The organism is Streptomyces sp. NPDC002044 (genome assembly GCF_040296725.1).
GTDB lineage: Bacteria > Actinomycetota > Actinomycetes > Streptomycetales > Streptomycetaceae > Streptomyces > Streptomyces antarcticus.
This window is the reverse complement of sequence record NZ_JBEOXU010000010.1, coordinates 52,299-69,329: the sequence shown is the minus strand read 5'-3', so window position 1 is coordinate 69,329 and position 17,031 is coordinate 52,299. Positions and strand designations below refer to the sequence as shown.

The window sequence follows — 17,031 nt, the reverse complement described above, 5'->3', positions numbered from 1 at the left end:
ATGAAGCGGCACACCATCGAACCCCGCCCCGACTGGCAGAAGACCGTCGAGGAGCAGGGTCTGATCTACCCCCTCACGCGCTACCCCGACGATTCGCTGCGCCCCTACTGGGACGAGAGCGCGTACTACTCCTTCACGCTCCCCGAGGTGGAGGCGCTGGAGAACGTCGTCGAGGAGCTGCACGCCATGTGCATGGCCGCGGCCGCGCACATCGTGGAGAACGGCCGCTTCGCCGACCTCGGCATCACGGATCCGAAGGTGGCCGCGCTGGTCGCCGAGTCCTGGCGCCGCCGCGCCGATCAGCCGTCCCTCTACGGCCGCTTCGACCTGCGCTACGACGGCGCGGGCGGCCCGGCCAAGATGCTGGAGTACAACGCCGACACCCCCACCTCCCTGGTGGAGGCGGCCAGCCCGCAGTGGTTCTGGATGGAGGAGCGGTTCCCCGGCGCCGACCAGTGGAACTCCCTGCACGAGCGGCTCGTGGAGGCCTGGCGCCGGCAGGCGGAGCTGCTGCCGCCCGGCCCGCTGCACTTCGCGCACTCCGAGACCGACGAGCTGGGCGAGGACCTGATGACGGTCGCCTACCTCCAGGAGACCGCCGAGCAGGCCGGCATCGACACCCAGGCGCTGTCCGTCGAGCAGATCGGCTGGGACAGCCTGTCCGGCCGGTTCGTGGACGAGAAGCTCCGCTTCATCCGCAGCTGCTTCAAGCTGTACCCGTGGGAGTGGCTGGCCGCCGACGAGTTCGGCCCGCAGGTCATCGGCACCTACGACCACGGCGGCGGCACCGGCAGCACCTGCTGGATCGAGCCGGCGTGGAAGATGCTGCTCTCCAACAAGGCGCTGCTCGCCGTCCTGTGGGAGCTGTTCCCGGAGCACCCGAACCTGCTGCCCGCCTACCTCGACGGCCCGCGCGAGCTGGCCGAGTCCGGATCGGGCGGGTACGTGGCCAAGCCGCTGCTCGGCCGCGAGGGCGCCGGGGTCACCCTCCACGTGCCGGGCGAGGACGGGGAGCCCTTCGTACCGGAGGAGGGCGAGCGGTACTGCTTCCAGGGCCTGGCCCCGCTGCCCGACTTCGACGGCAACCGGGTGGTGCTCGGCGCGTGGGTCGTCGAGGACGAGGCGGCGGGGCTCGGCATCCGCGAATCCGCGGGGCCGGTCACGGACGAGTACGCCCGCTTCCTGCCCCACGTGATCCTCTGATCCGCGGCCCCCTGGCCGGCGCCGGCTAGCCGGCCAGGACCGACCTGAGCTGCTCCAGCCCCCAGTCCAGGTCCTCCTTGGAGATCACCAGCGGCGGGGCGATCCGGATCGTCGACCCGTGGGTGTCCTTCACCAGCACCCCCCGCTCCATCATCTTCTCGGAGATCTCCCGGCCGGTCCCGCGCGACGGGTCGATGTCCACGCCCGCCCACAGCCCGCGGCCCCGCACGGCGGTCACCGCGCCGCCGCCGACCAGCACGTTCAGCTCCCGGTGCAGGTGGTCGCCGAGTTCGGTGGCGCGCTGCTGGTACTCGCCGGTGCGCAGCATCGCGACGACCTCCAGCGCCACCGCGCAGGCCAGCGGGTTGCCGCCGAACGTCGAGCCGTGCTCCCCGGGCCGGAACACCCCGAGCACGTCCCGGTCGGCGACGACGGCCGAGACCGGCACCACGCCGCCGCCGAGCGCCTTGCCCAGCAGGTACACGTCCGGGACGACGCCCTCGTGCTCGCACGCGAAGGTCTTGCCGGTGCGGCCCAGGCCCGACTGGATCTCGTCCGCGATGAACAGCACGTTCCGCTCGCGGGTCAGCTCCCGTACGCCCTGGAGGTAGCCCGCAGGCGGGACCAGGACCCCCGCCTCGCCCTGGATCGGCTCCAGCAGCACGGCGACGGTGTTCTCGGTGACGGCCGCGGCGAGCGCGGTGAGGTCCCCGTACGGGACGATCTCGAAGCCCGGCGTGTACGGCCCGAAGTGGTCGCGGGCGTCGTGGTCGGTGGAGAACGAGACGATCGTCGTGGTCCGGCCGTGGAAGTTGTCGGCGCAGACCACGATCTTGGCGTGCCCGTCCGGCACGCCCTTGACCTCGTACCCCCACTTGCGGGCGGTCTTGACCGCCGTCTCGACCGCCTCCGCGCCCGTGTTCATGGGCAGCACCATGTCCTTGCCGCACAGCGCGGCCAGTTCGGTGCAGAAGTCGGCGAAGCGGTCGTGGTGGAAGGCGCGGGAGGTCAGCGTGACCCGCTCCAGCTGCGCGCGGGCCGCGTCGAGCAGACGGCGGTTGCCGTGGCCGAAGTTGAGCGCCGAATAGCCCGCGAGCATGTCGAGGTAGCGGCGTCCCTCCACGTCGGTCATCCACGCGCCTTCCGCGGAGGCGACGACGAGCGGCAGCGGGTGGTAGTTGTGCGCGCTGTGCGCCTCGGCGGAGCGGATGGCATCAGCAGTTGTCGACACGGGGTCTCCGATCGTCCGTCTTGCCGGGTGTGCATGTGACGAGGGTGGCGTCACAGTCTTATCGTCGCTCGTATCGCGGACGCGGAAACCTCCTGGGCGGCGCGCCCGCTAAGGTGTCCGGTACGCACGGCGACTGGCGCACGGAGAAGCGACTCCGGGGGAGTCGTGCGGGCAGATCCGCACACAGGGCCGCTCGCCTGGGCCTCGCGGGGTACCGATTCCCATCGACCCCGGAGGAGCCCGCATGACCGCGAGCCGCCATCCCGCCCTGTCCGCGACCGACCCCGAACTGGCGTCCTTCGTCGCCGCGGAGGAAGTCCTCCAAGCGGAGACCCTGCGCCTGATCCCCAGCGAGAACTACGTGTCCGCGGCCGTCCTCGAAGCCTCCGGGACCGTGTTGCAGAACAAGTACAGCGAGGGCTACCCGGGCCGCCGCTACTACGAGGGCCAGCAGAACATCGACCGCGTCGAGGCCCTCGCCGTCGAGCGGGCCAAGGGCCTGTTCGGGGTGGACCACGCCAACGTCCAGCCGTACTCCGGCTCCCCGGCCAACCTGGCCGTCTACCTCGCCTTCGCGAAGCCCGGCGACACCGTGATGGGCATGGCCCTGCCGATGGGCGGGCACCTCACCCACGGCTGGGGCGTCTCGGCGACCGGCTCGTGGTTCCGCGGCGTCCAGTACGGCGTGCGCCCCGACACCGGGCTGATCGACTACGACGCCGTACGGGAGCTGGCGCTCGCCGAGCGGCCGAAGATCATCTTCTGCGGCGGCACCGCGCTGCCCCGCACGATCGACTTCGCCGCCTTCGCCTCGATCGCCGAGGAGGCCGGCTCGGTCCTGGTCGCGGACGTCGCCCACATCGCGGGCCTGATCGCGGGCGGTGCGCACCCGTCGCCGGCGGACCACGCCGACGTGATCTCCACGACCACCCACAAGACCCTGCGGGGGCCGCGCGGCGCGATGCTGATGTGCCGCGAGGAGCACGCCAAGGCCATCGACAAGGCCGTCTTCCCCGGCCTCCAGGGCGGCCCGCACAACCAGACGACGGCCGGCATCGCCGTCGCCCTCCACGAGGCGGCGCAGCCCTCCTTCACGGCGTACGCGCACGCGGTCGTCGCCAACGCCAAGGCGCTGGCCGCGGCCCTGCTGGAGCGCGGCTTCGACCTGGTCTCGGGCGGCACCGACAACCACCTGATCCTGATGGACCTCACCTCGCGGGGCGTCGCGGGCAAGGTCGCCGCGAAGGCGCTGGACCGGGCGGGCATCGTCGTCAACTACAACACCGTCCCCTGCGACCCGCGCAAGCCGTTCGACCCCTCGGGGGTGCGGATCGGCACGCCGTCGCTGACCTCCCGCGGCCTGACCGCCGCGCACATGCCCACGGTGGCGGACTGGATCTCCCGCGCGGTGGACGCCGCCGCCAAGGGCGACGAGCCGGCACTCGGCGCGGTCCGCGCGGAGGTGGGGGACCTGATGGCCGCCTTCCCGGCGCCGGGGCTGCCGCAGTCCTGACCCGCGGCGCCGATGCAGGGGCGCTGCCCCGGACCCCGCGCCTCACACGCCGGCGGGGCTGGATTCAGCCCCGCCGGGCGCAAAGCGGTCGCTCGGCCGAGGCTGGATCCGGCCGCCGCGCTACCGCCCGGTACCCGTGCGGGGCCGGGCGGGGGAGCGGCGCGACCCGGGAGGTTCCGGCCAGCGGCGGACCGGACCCCGCCCCCGCACCTGAGAGAATGGGGCCATGGCTTCTGATCGTCCTCGCGCGCTCTCCGGCATCCAGCCCACCTCCGGTTCGTTCCACCTCGGGAACTATCTCGGAGCCATCCGCCAGTACGTCGCCCTGCAGGAGACGCACGACGCCTTCTACATGGTCGTCGACCTGCACGCGATCACCATGCCGCAGGACCCGAAGGACCTCCGCGCGAACACCCGGCTCTCCGCCGCGCAGCTGCTCGCCGCCGGTCTGGACCCCGAGCGCTGCACGCTCTTCATCCAGAGCCACGTGCCCGAGCACGCGCAGCTCGGCTGGGTCATGAACTGCATCACCGGCTTCGGCGAGGCCGGCCGGATGACCCAGTTCAAGGACAAGTCCGCGAAGCAGGGCGCGAACAACGCCACCGTCGGCCTGTTCACGTACCCGATCCTCCAGGTCGCCGACATCCTGCTGTACCAGGCGAACGCCGTCCCGGTCGGCGAGGACCAGCGCCAGCACATCGAGCTGACCCGCGACCTCGCCGAGCGCTTCAACACGCGCTTCGGCAAGACCTTCACCCTGCCCGCCGCGCACATCGTCAAGGAGGTCGCGAAGATCTACGACCTCCAGGACCCGTCGATCAAGATGTCGAAGTCGGCCTCCTCGCCCAAGGGCCTGATCAACCTCCTCGACGATCCCAAGGCCACCGCCAAGAAGATCAAGAGCGCGGTGACGGACACCGAGGCCGAGGTCCGCTTCGACGCCCAGGAGAAGCCCGGCGTCAGCAACCTGCTCACGATCTACTCCACCCTCACCGGCGAGCCGATCCCGTCCCTCGAAGAGAAGTACGAGGGCAAGGGCTACGGCGCGCTGAAGACCGACCTGGCCGAGGTCATGGTCGATTTCGTCACACCGTTCAAGCAGCGCACCCAGGAGTACCTGGACGACCCCGAGGGCCTGGACTCCATCCTGGCCAAGGGCGCGGAGAAGGCCCGCGCGGTCGCCGCCGAGACCCTCGCCCAGACGTACGACCGCCTCGGTTTCCTGCCCGCCAAACACTGACCCGGCAGAGGGCCCTGGCGAGATCGGGGGTGCTGCCGCCACACTGGGCGGCAGCAGTCCAACCAGACACACGGAGGAGAGACACGTGGGGACCGTTACGCTCGGCGTTTCGATCGCGGTCCCGGAGCCGTACGGCAGCCAGCTCCAGCAGCTGCGCGCCGGCTTCGGGGACGCCGCCGCGCACGGCATCCCCACGCACGTCACCCTCGTGCCGCCGACCGAGGTCGAGGCGGACCGGCTGCCGCAGATCCGGGCCCACCTGGCCGAGGTCGCGGCCGCGTTCCGCGCCTTCGCGATGCGGCTGTCCGGTACGGGGACCTTCCGCCCCCTCTCGCCGGTGGTCTTCGTCCGGATCGCCGAGGGCGCCCCGGGCTGCACCCGCCTCCAGGGCGAGGTCCGCGACCCGTCGGGGCCGCTCAGCCGCGAGCTGGCGTTCCCGTACCACCCGCACGTGACGGTCGCCCACGGGATCTCCGAGGAAGCGATGGACGTGGCGTTCGAGGCGCTCGCCGACTACGCGGCCGAGTGGCTCTGCGACGGCTTCGCCCTCTACGAGCAGGGCTCGGACGGGGTCTGGCGCAAGCTGCGCGAGTACCCCTTCGGGACCGGCCCCACCGGCGTCCCGGCACAGTGCGGCTCACCCGCCGACGCGGCGGCGGGGCCGACCGTACGGCCTTCCTGACGGAGCGGCCGCAGGGCCCGGTGCGTGCGGAACCTGAGCCCGCGCAGGACGAGGGAGTGGAACGGGCGGGCCTTCGGGCGAAAAGTCACAATCGACGACCGTAGTCCCCGAAAGCGACAATCCCGGCTATTTCCTGCGGCTCAATTACGGTGACTCCATGGACTGGCTGACGAAACTCCCGGTGATCGGGCCGCTGCTGGCCCGTCTGATGCGCACCCACGCGTGGCGTTCGTACGAGCGCCTCGACCGCGTGCACTGGACCCGGCTCGCCGCCGCGATCACCTTCATCAGCTTCCTCGCGCTCTTCCCGCTGATCACGGTGGCCGCCGCCGTGGGCGCGGCGCTGCTCAGCAAGGAGCAGCTGGCCACGCTGCAGAAGAACCTCGCCGAGCAGGTCCCCGGCATCTCCGACCAGCTCGACCTCGACGCGCTCGTCGCCAACGCCGGCACGATCGGGCTCGTCGCCGGCGCGATCCTGCTGTTCACCGGCATCGGGTGGGTCGGCGCCATGCGGGACTGCCTGCGCGCGGTGTGGGACCGGGACGACGAGGACGAGGGGAACCCCTTCACCCGCAAGGGCAAGGACGCCCTGGTGCTCCTCGGCCTCGGCGCGGTGGGGCTGGCCTCGGCCGCGGCCTCGACCTTCGGGTCCAGCGCGGTCGGGAAGTCCGCCGAGTGGCTGGGCATCCCGCGCGACGGCGCGGGCGGCGCGCTCCTGCGGTCCGGCGGGTTCCTCGTCGGCGTCCTGGCGGCGTTCCTGCTGCTGCTCTACGTCCTGACCCTGCTGCCCGGCGTCGAACCGCCGCGCGGCCGCCTGATCCAGGCGGCGCTGATCGGCGCGGTCGGCTTCGAACTGCTGAAGCTGCTGCTCAGCGGCTACATGCGGGAGGTGGCGGCCAAGAGCATGTACGGGGCGTTCGGCGTGCCGATCGCGCTGCTGCTGTGGATCAACTTCACGGCGAAACTGCTGCTCTACGTGTCGTCCTGGACCGCCACGCGCGACGACGCGGACGGAGACGACGCGGACGGAGACGGCGCGCAGGACCCGGACGCGGACAAGTCCCCGGACCCGCGCAAGGCCCCCGGCCCGGGAAGGGCTCCGGGGCCCGGCCCGGCCGCCGGACCGGAGCCCGCGCGGCCGTAGCGGGGCTCCGGTCCGGCCGCTCCGGTCAGCCGTGGCCCATGCCGCGGCGGCCGCGCGGCCAGCGCCGGTTCACCACGAAGGCGCCGCCCGCGAGCAGGACCAGCGCGCCGCCCGCGACACCCAGCGCGGTGCCCACGCCGCCGCCCGCTCCCGCGCCGGCCGCCGCCGGGCCGTCCTCGTGGGACTGGGCGGGGGAGCCGTAGGAGGAGGTGTCCTCGCTCTTCGGCGGGACCAGCTCACCCACCGGCTTGACCTTCCCGGCCGCGGCGAAACCCCAGTCGAAGAGCGCGGACGTCTCCTCGTAGACCGCGTTTCCGCCGCCCGCGCTCGGGTTCATCACCGTGACCAGCAGCTTCCGGGACCCCTGCTGCGCCACGCCGGTGAAGGTGGACCCGGCCATCGTGGTCGTGCCGTTCTTGACGCCCGCGATGCCCTTGTACGGGGCCATGCCGTGCGCGCCCGTCATCAGCCGGTTGGTGTTCTGGATGCCGAAGGACTCGCGTGCCTTCCCGGCGCCCTGCTTGCCGGGGAACTCGGCGTTCGCCGTGCCGCAGTACTCCCGGAAGTCCTGCTTCTGCAGTCCGGAGCGGGCGATGAGCGTGAGGTCGTACGCGCTCGACACCTGCTCCGGGGAGTCGTAGCCGTCGGGGGACACCACGTGGGTGTCCAGGGCCTGCAGTTCCTCGGCGTGCGCCTGCATGTCCTTGACGGTCTTCTCGACGCCGCCGTTCATGGCCGACAGCACGTGCACGGCGTCGTTGCCGGACATCAGGAACACGCCCAGCCACAGGTCGTGGACCGAGTACTCGTGATCCTCCTTGACGCCCACCAGACTGCTGCCCGAACCGACCCCGGACAGCTCCTCCTCGGTGACCTTGTGGACCCGGTCCTTGGGGAGGCCCGGCAGCACGGTGTCCGCGAAGAGCATCTTCATGGTGGAGGCCGGCGGCAGGCGCCAGTGCGCGTTGTGCGCGGCCAGGATCTCGCCCGACTCGGCGTCGGCCACGACCCACGACCGCCCCGACAGGTTCGCGGGGAGGGACGGCGCGCCGGGCAGCAGGTTCACCTGGGTCCCCGGCTGGCCCAGCAGGGCGCCGCCCACCGTGGACATGGACGCGGGCGGTGCGGCCGCCGACGGGGCCTTGGCGGGCCCGCCCTTCCCGTCGGCCGGCGGGGACGGCGCGGCGTGCGCGGGAACCCCGAGAACCGAGGGGATCAGGAGCGCGGCGGAAAGGACCGTCAGCGCGGTCTTCTTTGCATACACGCAGGTGAAAGTACATCCCGATGTGCTGCATGCCGTCCCTGACCGGCCATTTCGAAGAAACCACCGCCGGGACAGCCCACCCCGGCGCGTCCGTCCTGGGGACGAATCCGATACTGAGGTCATGAAACTCAGCCGTTCCTCCTCCTGGTTCCTGCTCGCCTTCGGAGTGTGGAGCTGGTTCATCTGGGTGTCTTTCGTCCGGAACCTGTGGAAGAACGGCAGTGGCCTGGCGTTTGACGCGGCCGGCGATCCCACGTCCTACTTCTGGGTCCACCTGACCCTCGCGGTGACGTCCTTCCTCCTGGGGACGGCCGTCGGGGTGATCGGGTTGCGCGGGGTCCGGGCGCTGCGGCGTGGATCACCTCCGGGCGCGGAGACGGCCGCGGAGACGGGCGCCGGGCCGGGCGGGGACAGGGCCGCGGACGCGGGTCCGCGTACCGGAACCGACGCCGGATCGGGGCCGGCCGCATGATGATCGTGGTCTTCGCCCTGGTCGCGCTGGCGGTCCTCGCCCTGCTGGCCCTCGTACACCGCTGGCTGTGGACCCGCCTGGTCCGCGACACCACCGTCCCCGGCGGCCTGCCCCGCCGCATCGGCACGTCCTTGGCCATCGCCCTGCCCCTCCTCTCTGTGGCCGCCCTGACCTCCGGCCGCGCCGGGGCCCCCTTCTGGCTCCAGCAGGCGGTCGCCTGGCCCGGGTTCCTCTGGCTCGCGGTGCTCCTGTACCTGACCCTGACGATGCTGGTCGCGGAGCCGATCCGCGCGCTGTTGCTCCGCCGTCTGGCCCACCGGGCCCCCTCCGAGGCGGTACCCGCCGCTTCGGGAGCCCCGGCGAACGCCTCCGCGAACGCCCCGGCACCCGCCCCCGCCGAGGCGCCGGACGCGGCCCACCTGGCCGAGGTGCCGGCCGAGTCCGCCGTCCGGGGGCCGAGCCGCCGTACGCTCGCGCGCGCCGTCGGCGGCGCGGCCGCCGCCGTGGCCCTGGGGACCGTCGCGAACGGCGCCCACGGGGTGCTGCGGGGCCCGACGGTCAAGCGGGTCCAGGTGCCGCTGGCCAAGCTGCCGCGCGCGGCGCACGGGTTCCGGATCGCCGTCGTCAGCGACGTCCACCTCGGCCCGGTCCTCGGCCGCGCCCATACCCTGCGCATCGTCGACGCCGTCAACCGCACCCAGCCCGACGTCATCGCCATCGTCGGCGACCTCGTCGACGGGAACGTGCACGACCTCGGCCCGGCCGCCGAGCCGCTGCGCGGGCTCCGGGCGCGCCAGGGCTCGTACTTCGTCACCGGCAACCACGAGTACTTCTCCGGCGCCGCGCAGTGGGTCGACCACGTCCGGGAGCTGGGCCTGACCCCGCTGGAGAACGCCCGCCGCGCGCTGCCGTACTTCGACCTCGCCGGGGTGAACGACATCGCGGGCGAGAGCGAGGGCCAGGGCCCCGACTTCCAGGCCGCCCTCGGCGACCGCGACCGGTCCCGCGCGGCGGTGCTCCTCGCCCACCAGCCCGTCGTCATCCACGACGCGGTCCGCCACGGCGTGGACCTCCAGCTGTCCGGGCACACGCACGGCGGCCAGCTCTGGCCGGGCAACTACCTCGCCGAACTCGCCAACCCCACCGTGGCCGGCCTGGAGCGCTACGGGGACACCCAGCTCTACGTCTCCCGCGGAGCCGGTGCCTGGGGACCCCCGGTCCGGGTGGGCGCCCCGTCCGACATCACCGTCGTGGAACTCGCCTCATACCAGTCCTGATCCCCTCCAAGCGCCCCCGACCCATCGGATACCGGCCTTCCCGAGGCCGAAATTCCGTGATGGGATGACCGTTAATCGGACAGTGTGTTGCTGTCACCGGTACAGGGGTGGGGTTCACGGGATGCGGTCTGTCCGCTCGAAGATGATCGCGGCCGGGCTTGTCCTCGGCGTGGCGGGCGCCGGCGCCTGGCAGCTGCTGCCCGAGGACGGCAACGGCCGGGGCGCCATCCGGGTCGGAACGAGCGACGTCGTCTCCTCCCTCGACCCGGCGGGCGCGTACGACGCGGGCTCCTGGGCCCTGTTCAGCAACGTCTACCAGTCGCTGCTGACGATCAAGCCCGGCGCCGGCGCGCCCGTCCCGGACGCCGCCTCCTCCTGCGCGTTCGTCGGCCAGAAGCTCACGACCTACCAGTGCGAGCTGCGCCCCGACCTGACGTTCCCGGGCGGCCGCGCGATCACCGCCGAGGACGTCAAGCACTCCTTCGACCGGGTCAAGGCCATCAACTCCGACCAGGGTCCGGCCCCCCTGTTCAACACCCTGCGGTCGGTGAAGGCGGAGGGCCGCACGGTCACCTTCAACCTCTCCGCGGGCGACGCCACCTTCCCCTTCAAGATCGCGACGGGCGCCGCCTCGATCGTCGACAAGGAGAAGTACCCGGCGAAGGCCCTGCGCACCGACGGCAAGGCCGACGGCTCGGGCCCGTACACGCTCGGCGGGTACACGGCGGGCGCGAGCGCCGAGCTCAAGCCCAATGCCGCGTACAAGGGCCAGGGCAAGCCCGCGCTGGCGCCCGTCACCGTCAAGTACTTCAAGGACTCGGCCGAGCTCGACCGGGCCTGGAAGGAACGCCAGATCGAGGTCGCCCACCGGGAGATGCCGCCCTCCGTCCTCGCCGGCCTCAACCCCGGCCTGAAGGACACCCGCTACCAGGCTTCCGGCGGAACCGAGATCCGCTCCCTGGTCTTCAACGTCCGCCCCGGATCCCCGGCCGCCCCGCTCGCCGTCCGCCAGGCCGTCGCCACCGTCCTGGACCGCTCCAAGCTGGCGCGCGAGGTCCACTCGGGCACGGTCACCCCGCTCTACTCGCTGGTCCCGGCGGGCATCGGCGCCCACAGCACGCCGTTCTTCGACGCCTACCCGACGCCCAACGGGGCCGTCGCCCGCAAGCTACTCAAGGACGCCGGAATCGCCGCCCCGGTCACTCTCACCGTCGGGGTCAACGCGCGCGGGGCGAACCTCCCCGAGGCCGAGGAGCTCAAGCGGCAGCTCGAGTCCACGGGCCTCTTCCGACTGGAGGTCAAGCCCGTCGAGGAGTGGGCGGACTTCCAGAAGGGCTACGCGGCGGGCGAGTTCGACGCCTACACGATCGGCTGGATCGCCGACTTCCCGGACGCCGACAACTTCCTCGCCCCGCTCGTCGGCGCCGACTCGTCCATGAACAACGGCTTCTCCGACAAGACCGTGGACGCGCTGATCAGCCGTACCCAGTCCCACTCGGAGCGCTCCGAGGCCGACGCCGACTTCCGCGAGCTCCAGAAGACGGTCGCCCAGCAGGTCCCGATGCTGCCGATCTGGCAGAAGAAGGACTACGTGATGTCCCGCGAGGCCGTCACCGGCGCCCAGTACCTGTCCGACGGAACGGGCGTGTGGCGCCTGTGGGAACTCGACTGGCTCTAAGGGGCTCTTCGGATCGTGCCGGGCGGGGGACAGCCCGGGCGGGGCCCCGCAGCACCGCGTCCGGGCGGCAGGGGCTCGGCCGAGAGGATCTCGTAACGCTCGTGATCCACCGTCAGGAGCCGGACGGCACGGCTAGGCCGGGTCCGGTTCCGGGTCCGGGTCCGGGTCCGACGCCCGCTTCTTCGACACCACCGTCTGCGCCATGCCCGGCAGGAAGTCCGCGAACAGCTCGTGCACTTCCCGCACCAGCGGCCGCAGCACCCGGAACCGGGCCAGCACGATGCCCCGCGTCGTCAGCTGCGCGCCGCGCTCGGCGAGCCCCCGCGTCTTCTGGCTGTCCGGCGAGCGGTCGAAGACCCAGTACAGGACCAGGCCCATCTGCGAGAGCCACATCAGCTCCGGCAGTACGTCGGCCAGTTCGGCCGGCACCTTCGTCTTCGCGCCCGCCAGCACCTCGCGGTGGATGTCGATCGCCGCCTTGCGGGCGGGCTCCGACTCCGGTGAGAAGGGGCTGAGCGGACTCTCCGGATCCGCCGCGTTCTTGAAGAACTGGGAAGCGAACTCGTGGTACGGGGCCGCGATGTCCATCCAACTGGTCAGCACGCCCGCGAGCCGCTTCTGCAGATCGGTCTCGTTGTCCAGGATGGGCCGGACCGCCGCCTGGTGGGCGGCGCCGATCCGGTCGTAGAAGCCCTGGACCAGGTGTTCCTTCGACTCGAAGTAGTAGTAGGCATTGCCGACCGAGACACCGGCCTCCTTGGCGATGCCCCGCATGGTCGTCTTGTCGAAACCGCGCTCCTGGAAGAGCCGGAGCGCGGTTTCAAGGATGAGCGTGCGGGTCTGTTCGCTCTTGGGAGCCTTCTGATCAGTCACGGTGCACGAGCCTAGCGGGGGACGGAGCACTGGTCGTCACAGGCCGGTTCCTCCGCCCACGCGGGGCCGTTCTCCGCCGCCGGGCCGCCTTCCGTCCGTACGGCCTGCCGCCAGGCGGAGGCGGTGTACATGGCCGCCCGGGCGAAGGGGCGGCCCGCCGGGGTGGCGAGCCAGTTGGCCTTCGGCCGGTGCTCGGCCAGTGCCCACAGGCACACGATGAAGGCGTCGGTCCCCTTCCACACCTGCCCCGAGTCCCCGATGACGGTGATCTCCTTGAGCGTCGAGGCGTGGTCGAGCAGCGGGAAGCGCCGCCGCGCCTCGTAGGACGCCGCGGGCACCAGGTCCATGCGGACCAGCCCGCGCTGCCCGATCAGCCAGTGCCTGATGTGTACGCAGACCGGGCAGCCGGCGTCGTACAGGACGGTCAGTCCGCGCACCGCTCCCCGAGCCGGCACCGGCTCAGGCCCCGGCCGGCGCGGTCCACCCCTGGGGGGCGACCGGCGGGGTGTGCTGGCGCTCCATGATTCCCCGGCGGCGCATCTTGTTCAGCACCCACACGTTCCCGAGGTGCATGACGCCGAGGACGAGCAGGACGACGCCGAGCTTGAGCGACAGCGCCTCGAAGAGGCCGCGGGCGTCGAGGATCGTCTCGCCCGAGCGCAGGTACAGGGTCACGAAGCCGATGTTCACGAGGTAGAAGCCGACCACCAGGAGGTGGTTGACGGCGTCGGCGAGCTTCTCGTTCCCCTGGAGGACGTCGCCGATGAAGACGCGGCCGTTGCGGCTGAGCGTGCGGGCCACCCAGACGGTGAGGCCGATGCTGATGAGCAGGTAGATGACGTACGCGACCACGGTGAGGTCCATAGCCCCAGCCCCCTTGAACGTGTTCAATTGCTTGGCAGGACTGACTCTAGGGCGTTTTTTGAACAAGTTCAAGCGAATGTCGGCGCGGCGTAGGGCGGGTGTGGGGCGGGGGGTGTGGGGCGGGGGCGGTGAGGCGGGCGGGGGTGGGGCGGGGCGGTACTTGTGCGGGGCGGAAGCGCGAGGGGTTGGGGGTTTCCCGTCAGTCTCATCGTCTCTCCGGTTCGGGCCGGCCCCTCAAGGGCGCTCCCTGCGGTCGCGTCGCTACGCGATGGCCTGCGGCCACCCTTGACCGACCGTCCCGAACCGGACATACGAGACTGTCGGGAACCCCCCAAAAGAACGGCACCGGGCGAGACACCAACAGACCCGGCAGCCAGAGAAGGACGGGCCCGCTTGCGGGCGCGTCAGATCGCTACGCGCTTCAGTTGGCTTAGCGGCTGCGGGCCGGCTGGGGCTGGGCATAGGCCGCGCGAGATCGCTACGCCCTTCGCCCGGCTCAGCGACTGCGGTCCGCCTGTGGCGGGGGGCGGCGTGACTACTTGTTGATCTTCTTCTCGTTCGAGGTCCGCGCAAACTGTTCGTCCGAATGAGTGGACCGTGGCTGCCCGTGCGGCCGGTCGGTCGATCGGACCGTCGGCCGGCTGCCGGTCAGTCGGCGGGCAGGCCGAACCAGCGGAGGAGTACGGGTCGTGCGTCGTCGGGGGCGTCCTCGGGGCCGCGGGCATAGCGCGCGAGCAGGGCCAGATAGTCGTCATGGAAGGCGTCCAGCTCACCCTTCGTGAGGTGGATGAGGCTGCGTGAACCCCGCATCCAGCCTTCGGACTCCTTCTGTCCGGCGGTGAACTGCCGGGCGAGCTCGACGTCCTCCTCGATCCTCATCCGGTCCAGCTCGGCGGACATGGCGCGCTCGGCCTCCGTCAGTTCACCCTGCGGTGGTCTGCGGATGTCGAGGCCGCGCACCCCGCGCCACCAACGCTCACGCCCGGTGGAGCGCTCGGGGATGTCTTCGATGAGGCCGCTGCGCTCCAGCATGCGCAGGTGGTAGCTGAGCGTCCCGGTGTTCTCGCCGAAAGCGGCCGCCAGCGTGGTCGAGGTGGCCGGGCCCGCCGCGCCGAGGTGGCGCAGGATGCGCAGGCGCAGGGGGTGTGAGAGGGCCTTGAGTACCTCGGGGCTGTCGACCGTGCGCCGCCCTGCAGCTTCCGCTCTCCGCTCTTTCGTCATGGCGGCAGTCTATCCAGAGCACAGTGATTTCTCTGCAGACCTTTCTCTGCAGAGAAACATCTGCAATGCTGTGGCGTATGACGCCGAACCGAGTGACCTTGAATCGCACAGTCCGCCGCTTCACGAGTGCTGTCGCGGGGGCACTACTCGCCGGACTCGCCCTGGGCGCCGCACCCGCGCAAGGAGCTGAACGGGCCGCGCAACTCCCCGAATTCGACTTCTCCGCCTGCCCGACCATCGATGAGCTGCCCGCGGGTGCGGATCCCGGGACTTGGCGCTGCGAGGTCATGCACGCCACGGGGCATCTGCGCATGGGCGCCATCGACGAGCCGCTCACCAAACCTATGAAGATCACCTTTGCGGAAGGCCGTGTGGACGGTGAATTCCGCCAGGTCTTCGGGGAGATGACCGCTGCGCCAATCCGGCTGAGAGGCACCCCGTTCACCCTGACTCCGCAGTACGGCGGCTACTCGGACTTCCTGTCCGACGACATCCGGCGCGGCGAGTTCGACATCAAGTTCGCCATAGGCACGATGCACGGGCTGCCGGCCCTGCCGTCGTCGGGCTGCTCGGTGGGCAGCGATGAGGACGCGGTCCACCTAGTACTCAGGGACACCTTTCCCACCCGGGTGATATCCAAGGACCCCCTGGTCGTCGCCTTCGGTGCCCAGGATGCGGAGTTCGCCGCCCCGGGCACCAGTGGCTGCGGCCTCCTGAGTCGCGCGTTCGACCGGGCCCTGGGCTTGCCGTCCGCGGCGGGGGCGAACACCTTCGCCATGGATGTCACGGTGGCCATTCGGCCCTACAAGTAGGGCCGGTTCGTCGAACGAGAGTCAGTTCAGGCTGCGTGATTCTCGGAGCGTTCGGTGAGGCGGCCGCGTTCGAAGCGGGCTCCGGCACGGACGGGCGCCACGAGGGCTGGTGCGTTGACCGCTCGCCTGCGGGCCCAGGCGGACGCGACAAGCTTGAAGACCATGGCGAGCGCGGCAGCCGCACCGCCGGCGCCCTTGGTGACCTTGGTCTTGAGCCGTTCCGACAGGTGGATGCCGTCGGCCCAGACGTAGTCGGATCCGGCCAGGTCGCGGTCGCCGAAGGCTTTGCGATCGGCCTGCCACTGCTGCCGGAGCGTGAGGTTGATTGCGTCAACCTCACGCTCCGGCACGGCACCTCGGCACCCCGAACGGCCGGTTCTTGCGCACGAATGGCCTGCTGACGCCGTCCCAGCGACCCTCAAGTGGCCAAGCGCGGCCTAGATCCAGCCCCAGCCGGCCCGCAGTCGCTGAGCCGGCTGAAAGCGCGTAGCGATCTGATGCGGCCTATGCCCAGCCCCAGCCGGCCCGCAGCCGCTAAGCCAACTGAAGCGCGTAGCGATCTGACGCGCCCGCGAGCGGGCCCGCTCCTCCCTGGCTGCCGGGTCTGTTGGTGTCTCGCCCGGTGCCGTTCTTTTGGGGGGTTCCCGACAGTCTCGTATGTCCGGTTCGGGACGGTCGGTCAAGGGTGGCCGCAGGCCATCGCGTAGCGACGCGACCGCAGGGAGCGCCCTTGAGGGGCCGGCCCGAACCGGAGAGACGATGAGACTGACGGGAACCCCCCAACACCTCGCGCTTCCGCCCCGCACAAGTACCGCTCGCCGCGCCCCCGCCCCGCCCCACACCCCCCGCCCGACGTCGCGCCGCCCGCCCCCGCCGCCCGCCCCGCCCCCTCAGAAGCTCAGCGAGCGGGCGTAGTTGACCTGGTTCATGACCCACGGGTACGCGTGCGCGTTCGCCGCCGGGATCATCGTGGAGTGGTGGCGGCCGCCGCTGGTGACCGTGACCTGGATATAGCCCGTCGTGACCTTTTCCTTCATCAGGAGGAACAGCAGGCCCAGCAGGCAGAACACCGCGAAGACGACCGCCAGCACGATGGCGTGGGTCGGGATCTTCTCCTCGGTGCGCGAGAAGTCCGTCGCGTTCCACATCGAGCCCTGGAGCGGCATCGAACCCGACGGGGTGATGATCTGGTCGCCGACGACGCTGATGTCACCGAGGGACAGCATCGCGCCCCCGCCGCCACCCGTACCCGGACCGTACGCCGGTACGGGGAAGCCCGCGCCGCCGATGGTCGGCTGGTAGGCGGCGGCTGCCGGGTAGGGCTGCGGGTAGCCGTAACTGGCCTCGCCCGGCCCCCATCTGTAGTCGCCCTCACCGGGCTGACCGGGCTGGCCGCCCTGACCGGGGTCGCTCGCGTAGGGGTTCGGCTGCTGCTCGCTCATGCGGGCGATCCTTCCACAGGCCCGCCCGCCCCCGTACCCCGCGTGCTCAGACCGGGACCAATCCCGTACACGTGAGCCCCGTGTCCCGGACGGTGGTCCGGGACACGGGGCTCGG

Annotated in this window: 15 protein-coding genes, 2 pseudogenes and 1 riboswitch; of the genes and pseudogenes, 9 read left to right on the top strand and 8 right to left on the bottom strand. The window is 71.4% G+C overall.

Annotation, left to right across the window (positions count from 1 at the left end; all coding sequences use genetic code 11):
- Nucleotides 1–1,203: a glutathionylspermidine synthase family protein gene (locus ABT106_RS04845; protein ID WP_351272329.1), complete on the top strand. Its 1,203-nt coding sequence runs from the start codon at nucleotides 1–3 to the stop codon at nucleotides 1,201–1,203.
- 25 nt (nucleotides 1,204–1,228) lie between these two features.
- Here ABT106_RS04845 and rocD read toward each other — a convergent pair whose 3' ends face one another.
- Nucleotides 1,229–2,434, bottom strand: a complete 1,206-nt coding sequence (gene rocD, locus ABT106_RS04840) for an ornithine--oxo-acid transaminase (RefSeq protein WP_351272327.1) — start codon at nucleotides 2,432–2,434, stop codon at nucleotides 1,229–1,231.
- Nucleotides 2,435–2,553: 119 nt separating this feature from the next.
- Nucleotides 2,554–2,644, top strand: a riboswitch (ZMP/ZTP riboswitch).
- Between the two features lie 34 nt (nucleotides 2,645–2,678).
- On the opposite strand from rocD, the gene glyA reads away from it, so the two are divergent.
- The 4 genes from glyA (at nucleotide 2,679) to ABT106_RS04820 (ending at nucleotide 7,013) form a co-directional block, all read left to right on the top strand.
- Nucleotides 2,679–3,947 (top strand): serine hydroxymethyltransferase, encoded by a 1,269-nt coding sequence (gene glyA / locus ABT106_RS04835; protein ID WP_351272324.1) that lies wholly within the window; start codon nucleotides 2,679–2,681, stop codon nucleotides 3,945–3,947.
- Between the two features lie 226 nt (nucleotides 3,948–4,173).
- A complete protein-coding gene (trpS, locus tag ABT106_RS04830; RefSeq protein WP_351272322.1) occupies nucleotides 4,174–5,187 on the top strand; it encodes a tryptophan--tRNA ligase in 1,014 nt (337 codons plus the stop codon).
- 85 nt (nucleotides 5,188–5,272) lie between these two features.
- Entirely contained in the window at nucleotides 5,273–5,869 is a 597-nt protein-coding gene (locus ABT106_RS04825) for a 2'-5' RNA ligase family protein (RefSeq protein ID WP_351272319.1), read from the top strand.
- Nucleotides 5,870–6,026: 157 nt separating this feature from the next.
- Nucleotides 6,027–7,013 (top strand): YihY/virulence factor BrkB family protein, encoded by a 987-nt coding sequence (locus ABT106_RS04820; protein ID WP_351272317.1) that lies wholly within the window; start codon nucleotides 6,027–6,029, stop codon nucleotides 7,011–7,013.
- Between the two features lie 25 nt (nucleotides 7,014–7,038).
- Here ABT106_RS04820 and ABT106_RS04815 read toward each other — a convergent pair whose 3' ends face one another.
- The gene (locus ABT106_RS04815; protein ID WP_351272314.1) at nucleotides 7,039–8,277 is read right to left on the bottom strand and encodes a D-alanyl-D-alanine carboxypeptidase family protein; all 1,239 of its coding nucleotides are present in this window, start codon (nucleotides 8,275–8,277) and stop codon (nucleotides 7,039–7,041) included.
- A 121-nt stretch (nucleotides 8,278–8,398) separates the two neighbouring features.
- Here ABT106_RS04815 and ABT106_RS04810 point away from each other — a divergent pair.
- The 3 genes and pseudogenes from ABT106_RS04810 to ABT106_RS04800 form a co-directional block, all read left to right on the top strand.
- A pseudogene (locus ABT106_RS04810) lies at nucleotides 8,399–8,629 on the top strand (SCO4848 family membrane protein); the annotation flags it as partial.
- A gap of 116 nt (nucleotides 8,630–8,745) precedes the next feature.
- Nucleotides 8,746–10,026: a metallophosphoesterase gene (locus ABT106_RS04805; protein ID WP_351272311.1), complete on the top strand. Its 1,281-nt coding sequence runs from the start codon at nucleotides 8,746–8,748 to the stop codon at nucleotides 10,024–10,026.
- Between the two features lie 121 nt (nucleotides 10,027–10,147).
- Nucleotides 10,148–11,704 (top strand): ABC transporter substrate-binding protein, encoded by a 1,557-nt coding sequence (locus ABT106_RS04800; RefSeq protein ID WP_351272309.1) that lies wholly within the window; start codon nucleotides 10,148–10,150, stop codon nucleotides 11,702–11,704.
- A gap of 132 nt (nucleotides 11,705–11,836) precedes the next feature.
- On the opposite strand, the gene ABT106_RS04795 is transcribed toward ABT106_RS04800, so the two are convergent.
- The 4 genes from ABT106_RS04795 to ABT106_RS04780 all read right to left on the bottom strand — a co-directional run bounded on the left by ABT106_RS04795 (nucleotide 11,837) and on the right by ABT106_RS04780 (nucleotide 14,662).
- Complete coding sequence (locus tag ABT106_RS04795; RefSeq protein ID WP_351272307.1) at nucleotides 11,837–12,577, bottom strand: TetR/AcrR family transcriptional regulator; 741 nt, start codon at nucleotides 12,575–12,577, stop codon at nucleotides 11,837–11,839.
- Between the two features lie 11 nt (nucleotides 12,578–12,588).
- Nucleotides 12,589–13,014 (bottom strand): thiol-disulfide oxidoreductase DCC family protein, encoded by a 426-nt coding sequence (locus ABT106_RS04790; RefSeq protein ID WP_351272304.1) that lies wholly within the window; start codon nucleotides 13,012–13,014, stop codon nucleotides 12,589–12,591.
- Nucleotides 13,015–13,036: 22 nt separating this feature from the next.
- Nucleotides 13,037–13,441 (bottom strand): hypothetical protein, encoded by a 405-nt coding sequence (locus tag ABT106_RS04785; RefSeq protein WP_351272302.1) that lies wholly within the window; start codon nucleotides 13,439–13,441, stop codon nucleotides 13,037–13,039.
- Nucleotides 13,442–14,089: 648 nt separating this feature from the next.
- Nucleotides 14,090–14,662, bottom strand: coding sequence for an ArsR/SmtB family transcription factor (locus tag ABT106_RS04780; protein WP_351272300.1), 573 nt, complete (start codon nucleotides 14,660–14,662; stop codon nucleotides 14,090–14,092).
- A 77-nt stretch (nucleotides 14,663–14,739) separates the two neighbouring features.
- On the opposite strand from ABT106_RS04780, the gene ABT106_RS04775 reads away from it, so the two are divergent.
- On the top strand, nucleotides 14,740–15,474 hold the full coding sequence (locus ABT106_RS04775) for a hypothetical protein (protein WP_351272298.1): 735 nt from the start codon (nucleotides 14,740–14,742) through the stop codon (nucleotides 15,472–15,474).
- Between the two features lie 26 nt (nucleotides 15,475–15,500).
- Here ABT106_RS04775 and ABT106_RS04770 read toward each other — a convergent pair.
- A pseudogene (locus tag ABT106_RS04770) lies at nucleotides 15,501–15,692 on the bottom strand (IS256 family transposase); the annotation flags it as partial.
- 672 nt (nucleotides 15,693–16,364) lie between these two features.
- Nucleotides 16,365–16,916, bottom strand: coding sequence for a hypothetical protein (locus ABT106_RS04765; RefSeq protein WP_351272295.1), 552 nt, complete (start codon nucleotides 16,914–16,916; stop codon nucleotides 16,365–16,367).
- Nucleotides 16,917–17,031 lie beyond the last annotated feature (115 nt).

Coding starts and splice junctions, on each gene's coding strand:
- ABT106_RS04785 (WP_351272302.1), bottom strand. CDS start 13,441: ATGGACCTCACCGTGGTCGCGTACGTCATCTACCTGCTCATCAGCATC.
- ABT106_RS04805 (WP_351272311.1), top strand. CDS start 8,746: ATGATGATCGTGGTCTTCGCCCTGGTCGCGCTGGCGGTCCTCGCCCTG.
- trpS (WP_351272322.1), top strand. CDS start 4,174: ATGGCTTCTGATCGTCCTCGCGCGCTCTCCGGCATCCAGCCCACCTCC.
- ABT106_RS04775 (WP_351272298.1), top strand. CDS start 14,740: ATGACGCCGAACCGAGTGACCTTGAATCGCACAGTCCGCCGCTTCACG.
- ABT106_RS04845 (WP_351272329.1), top strand. CDS start 1: ATGAAGCGGCACACCATCGAACCCCGCCCCGACTGGCAGAAGACCGTC.
- glyA (WP_351272324.1), top strand. CDS start 2,679: ATGACCGCGAGCCGCCATCCCGCCCTGTCCGCGACCGACCCCGAACTG.
- ABT106_RS04800 (WP_351272309.1), top strand. CDS start 10,148: ATGCGGTCTGTCCGCTCGAAGATGATCGCGGCCGGGCTTGTCCTCGGC.
- ABT106_RS04780 (WP_351272300.1), bottom strand. CDS start 14,662: ATGACGAAAGAGCGGAGAGCGGAAGCTGCAGGGCGGCGCACGGTCGAC.
- ABT106_RS04820 (WP_351272317.1), top strand. CDS start 6,027: ATGGACTGGCTGACGAAACTCCCGGTGATCGGGCCGCTGCTGGCCCGT.
- ABT106_RS04765 (WP_351272295.1), bottom strand. CDS start 16,916: ATGAGCGAGCAGCAGCCGAACCCCTACGCGAGCGACCCCGGTCAGGGC.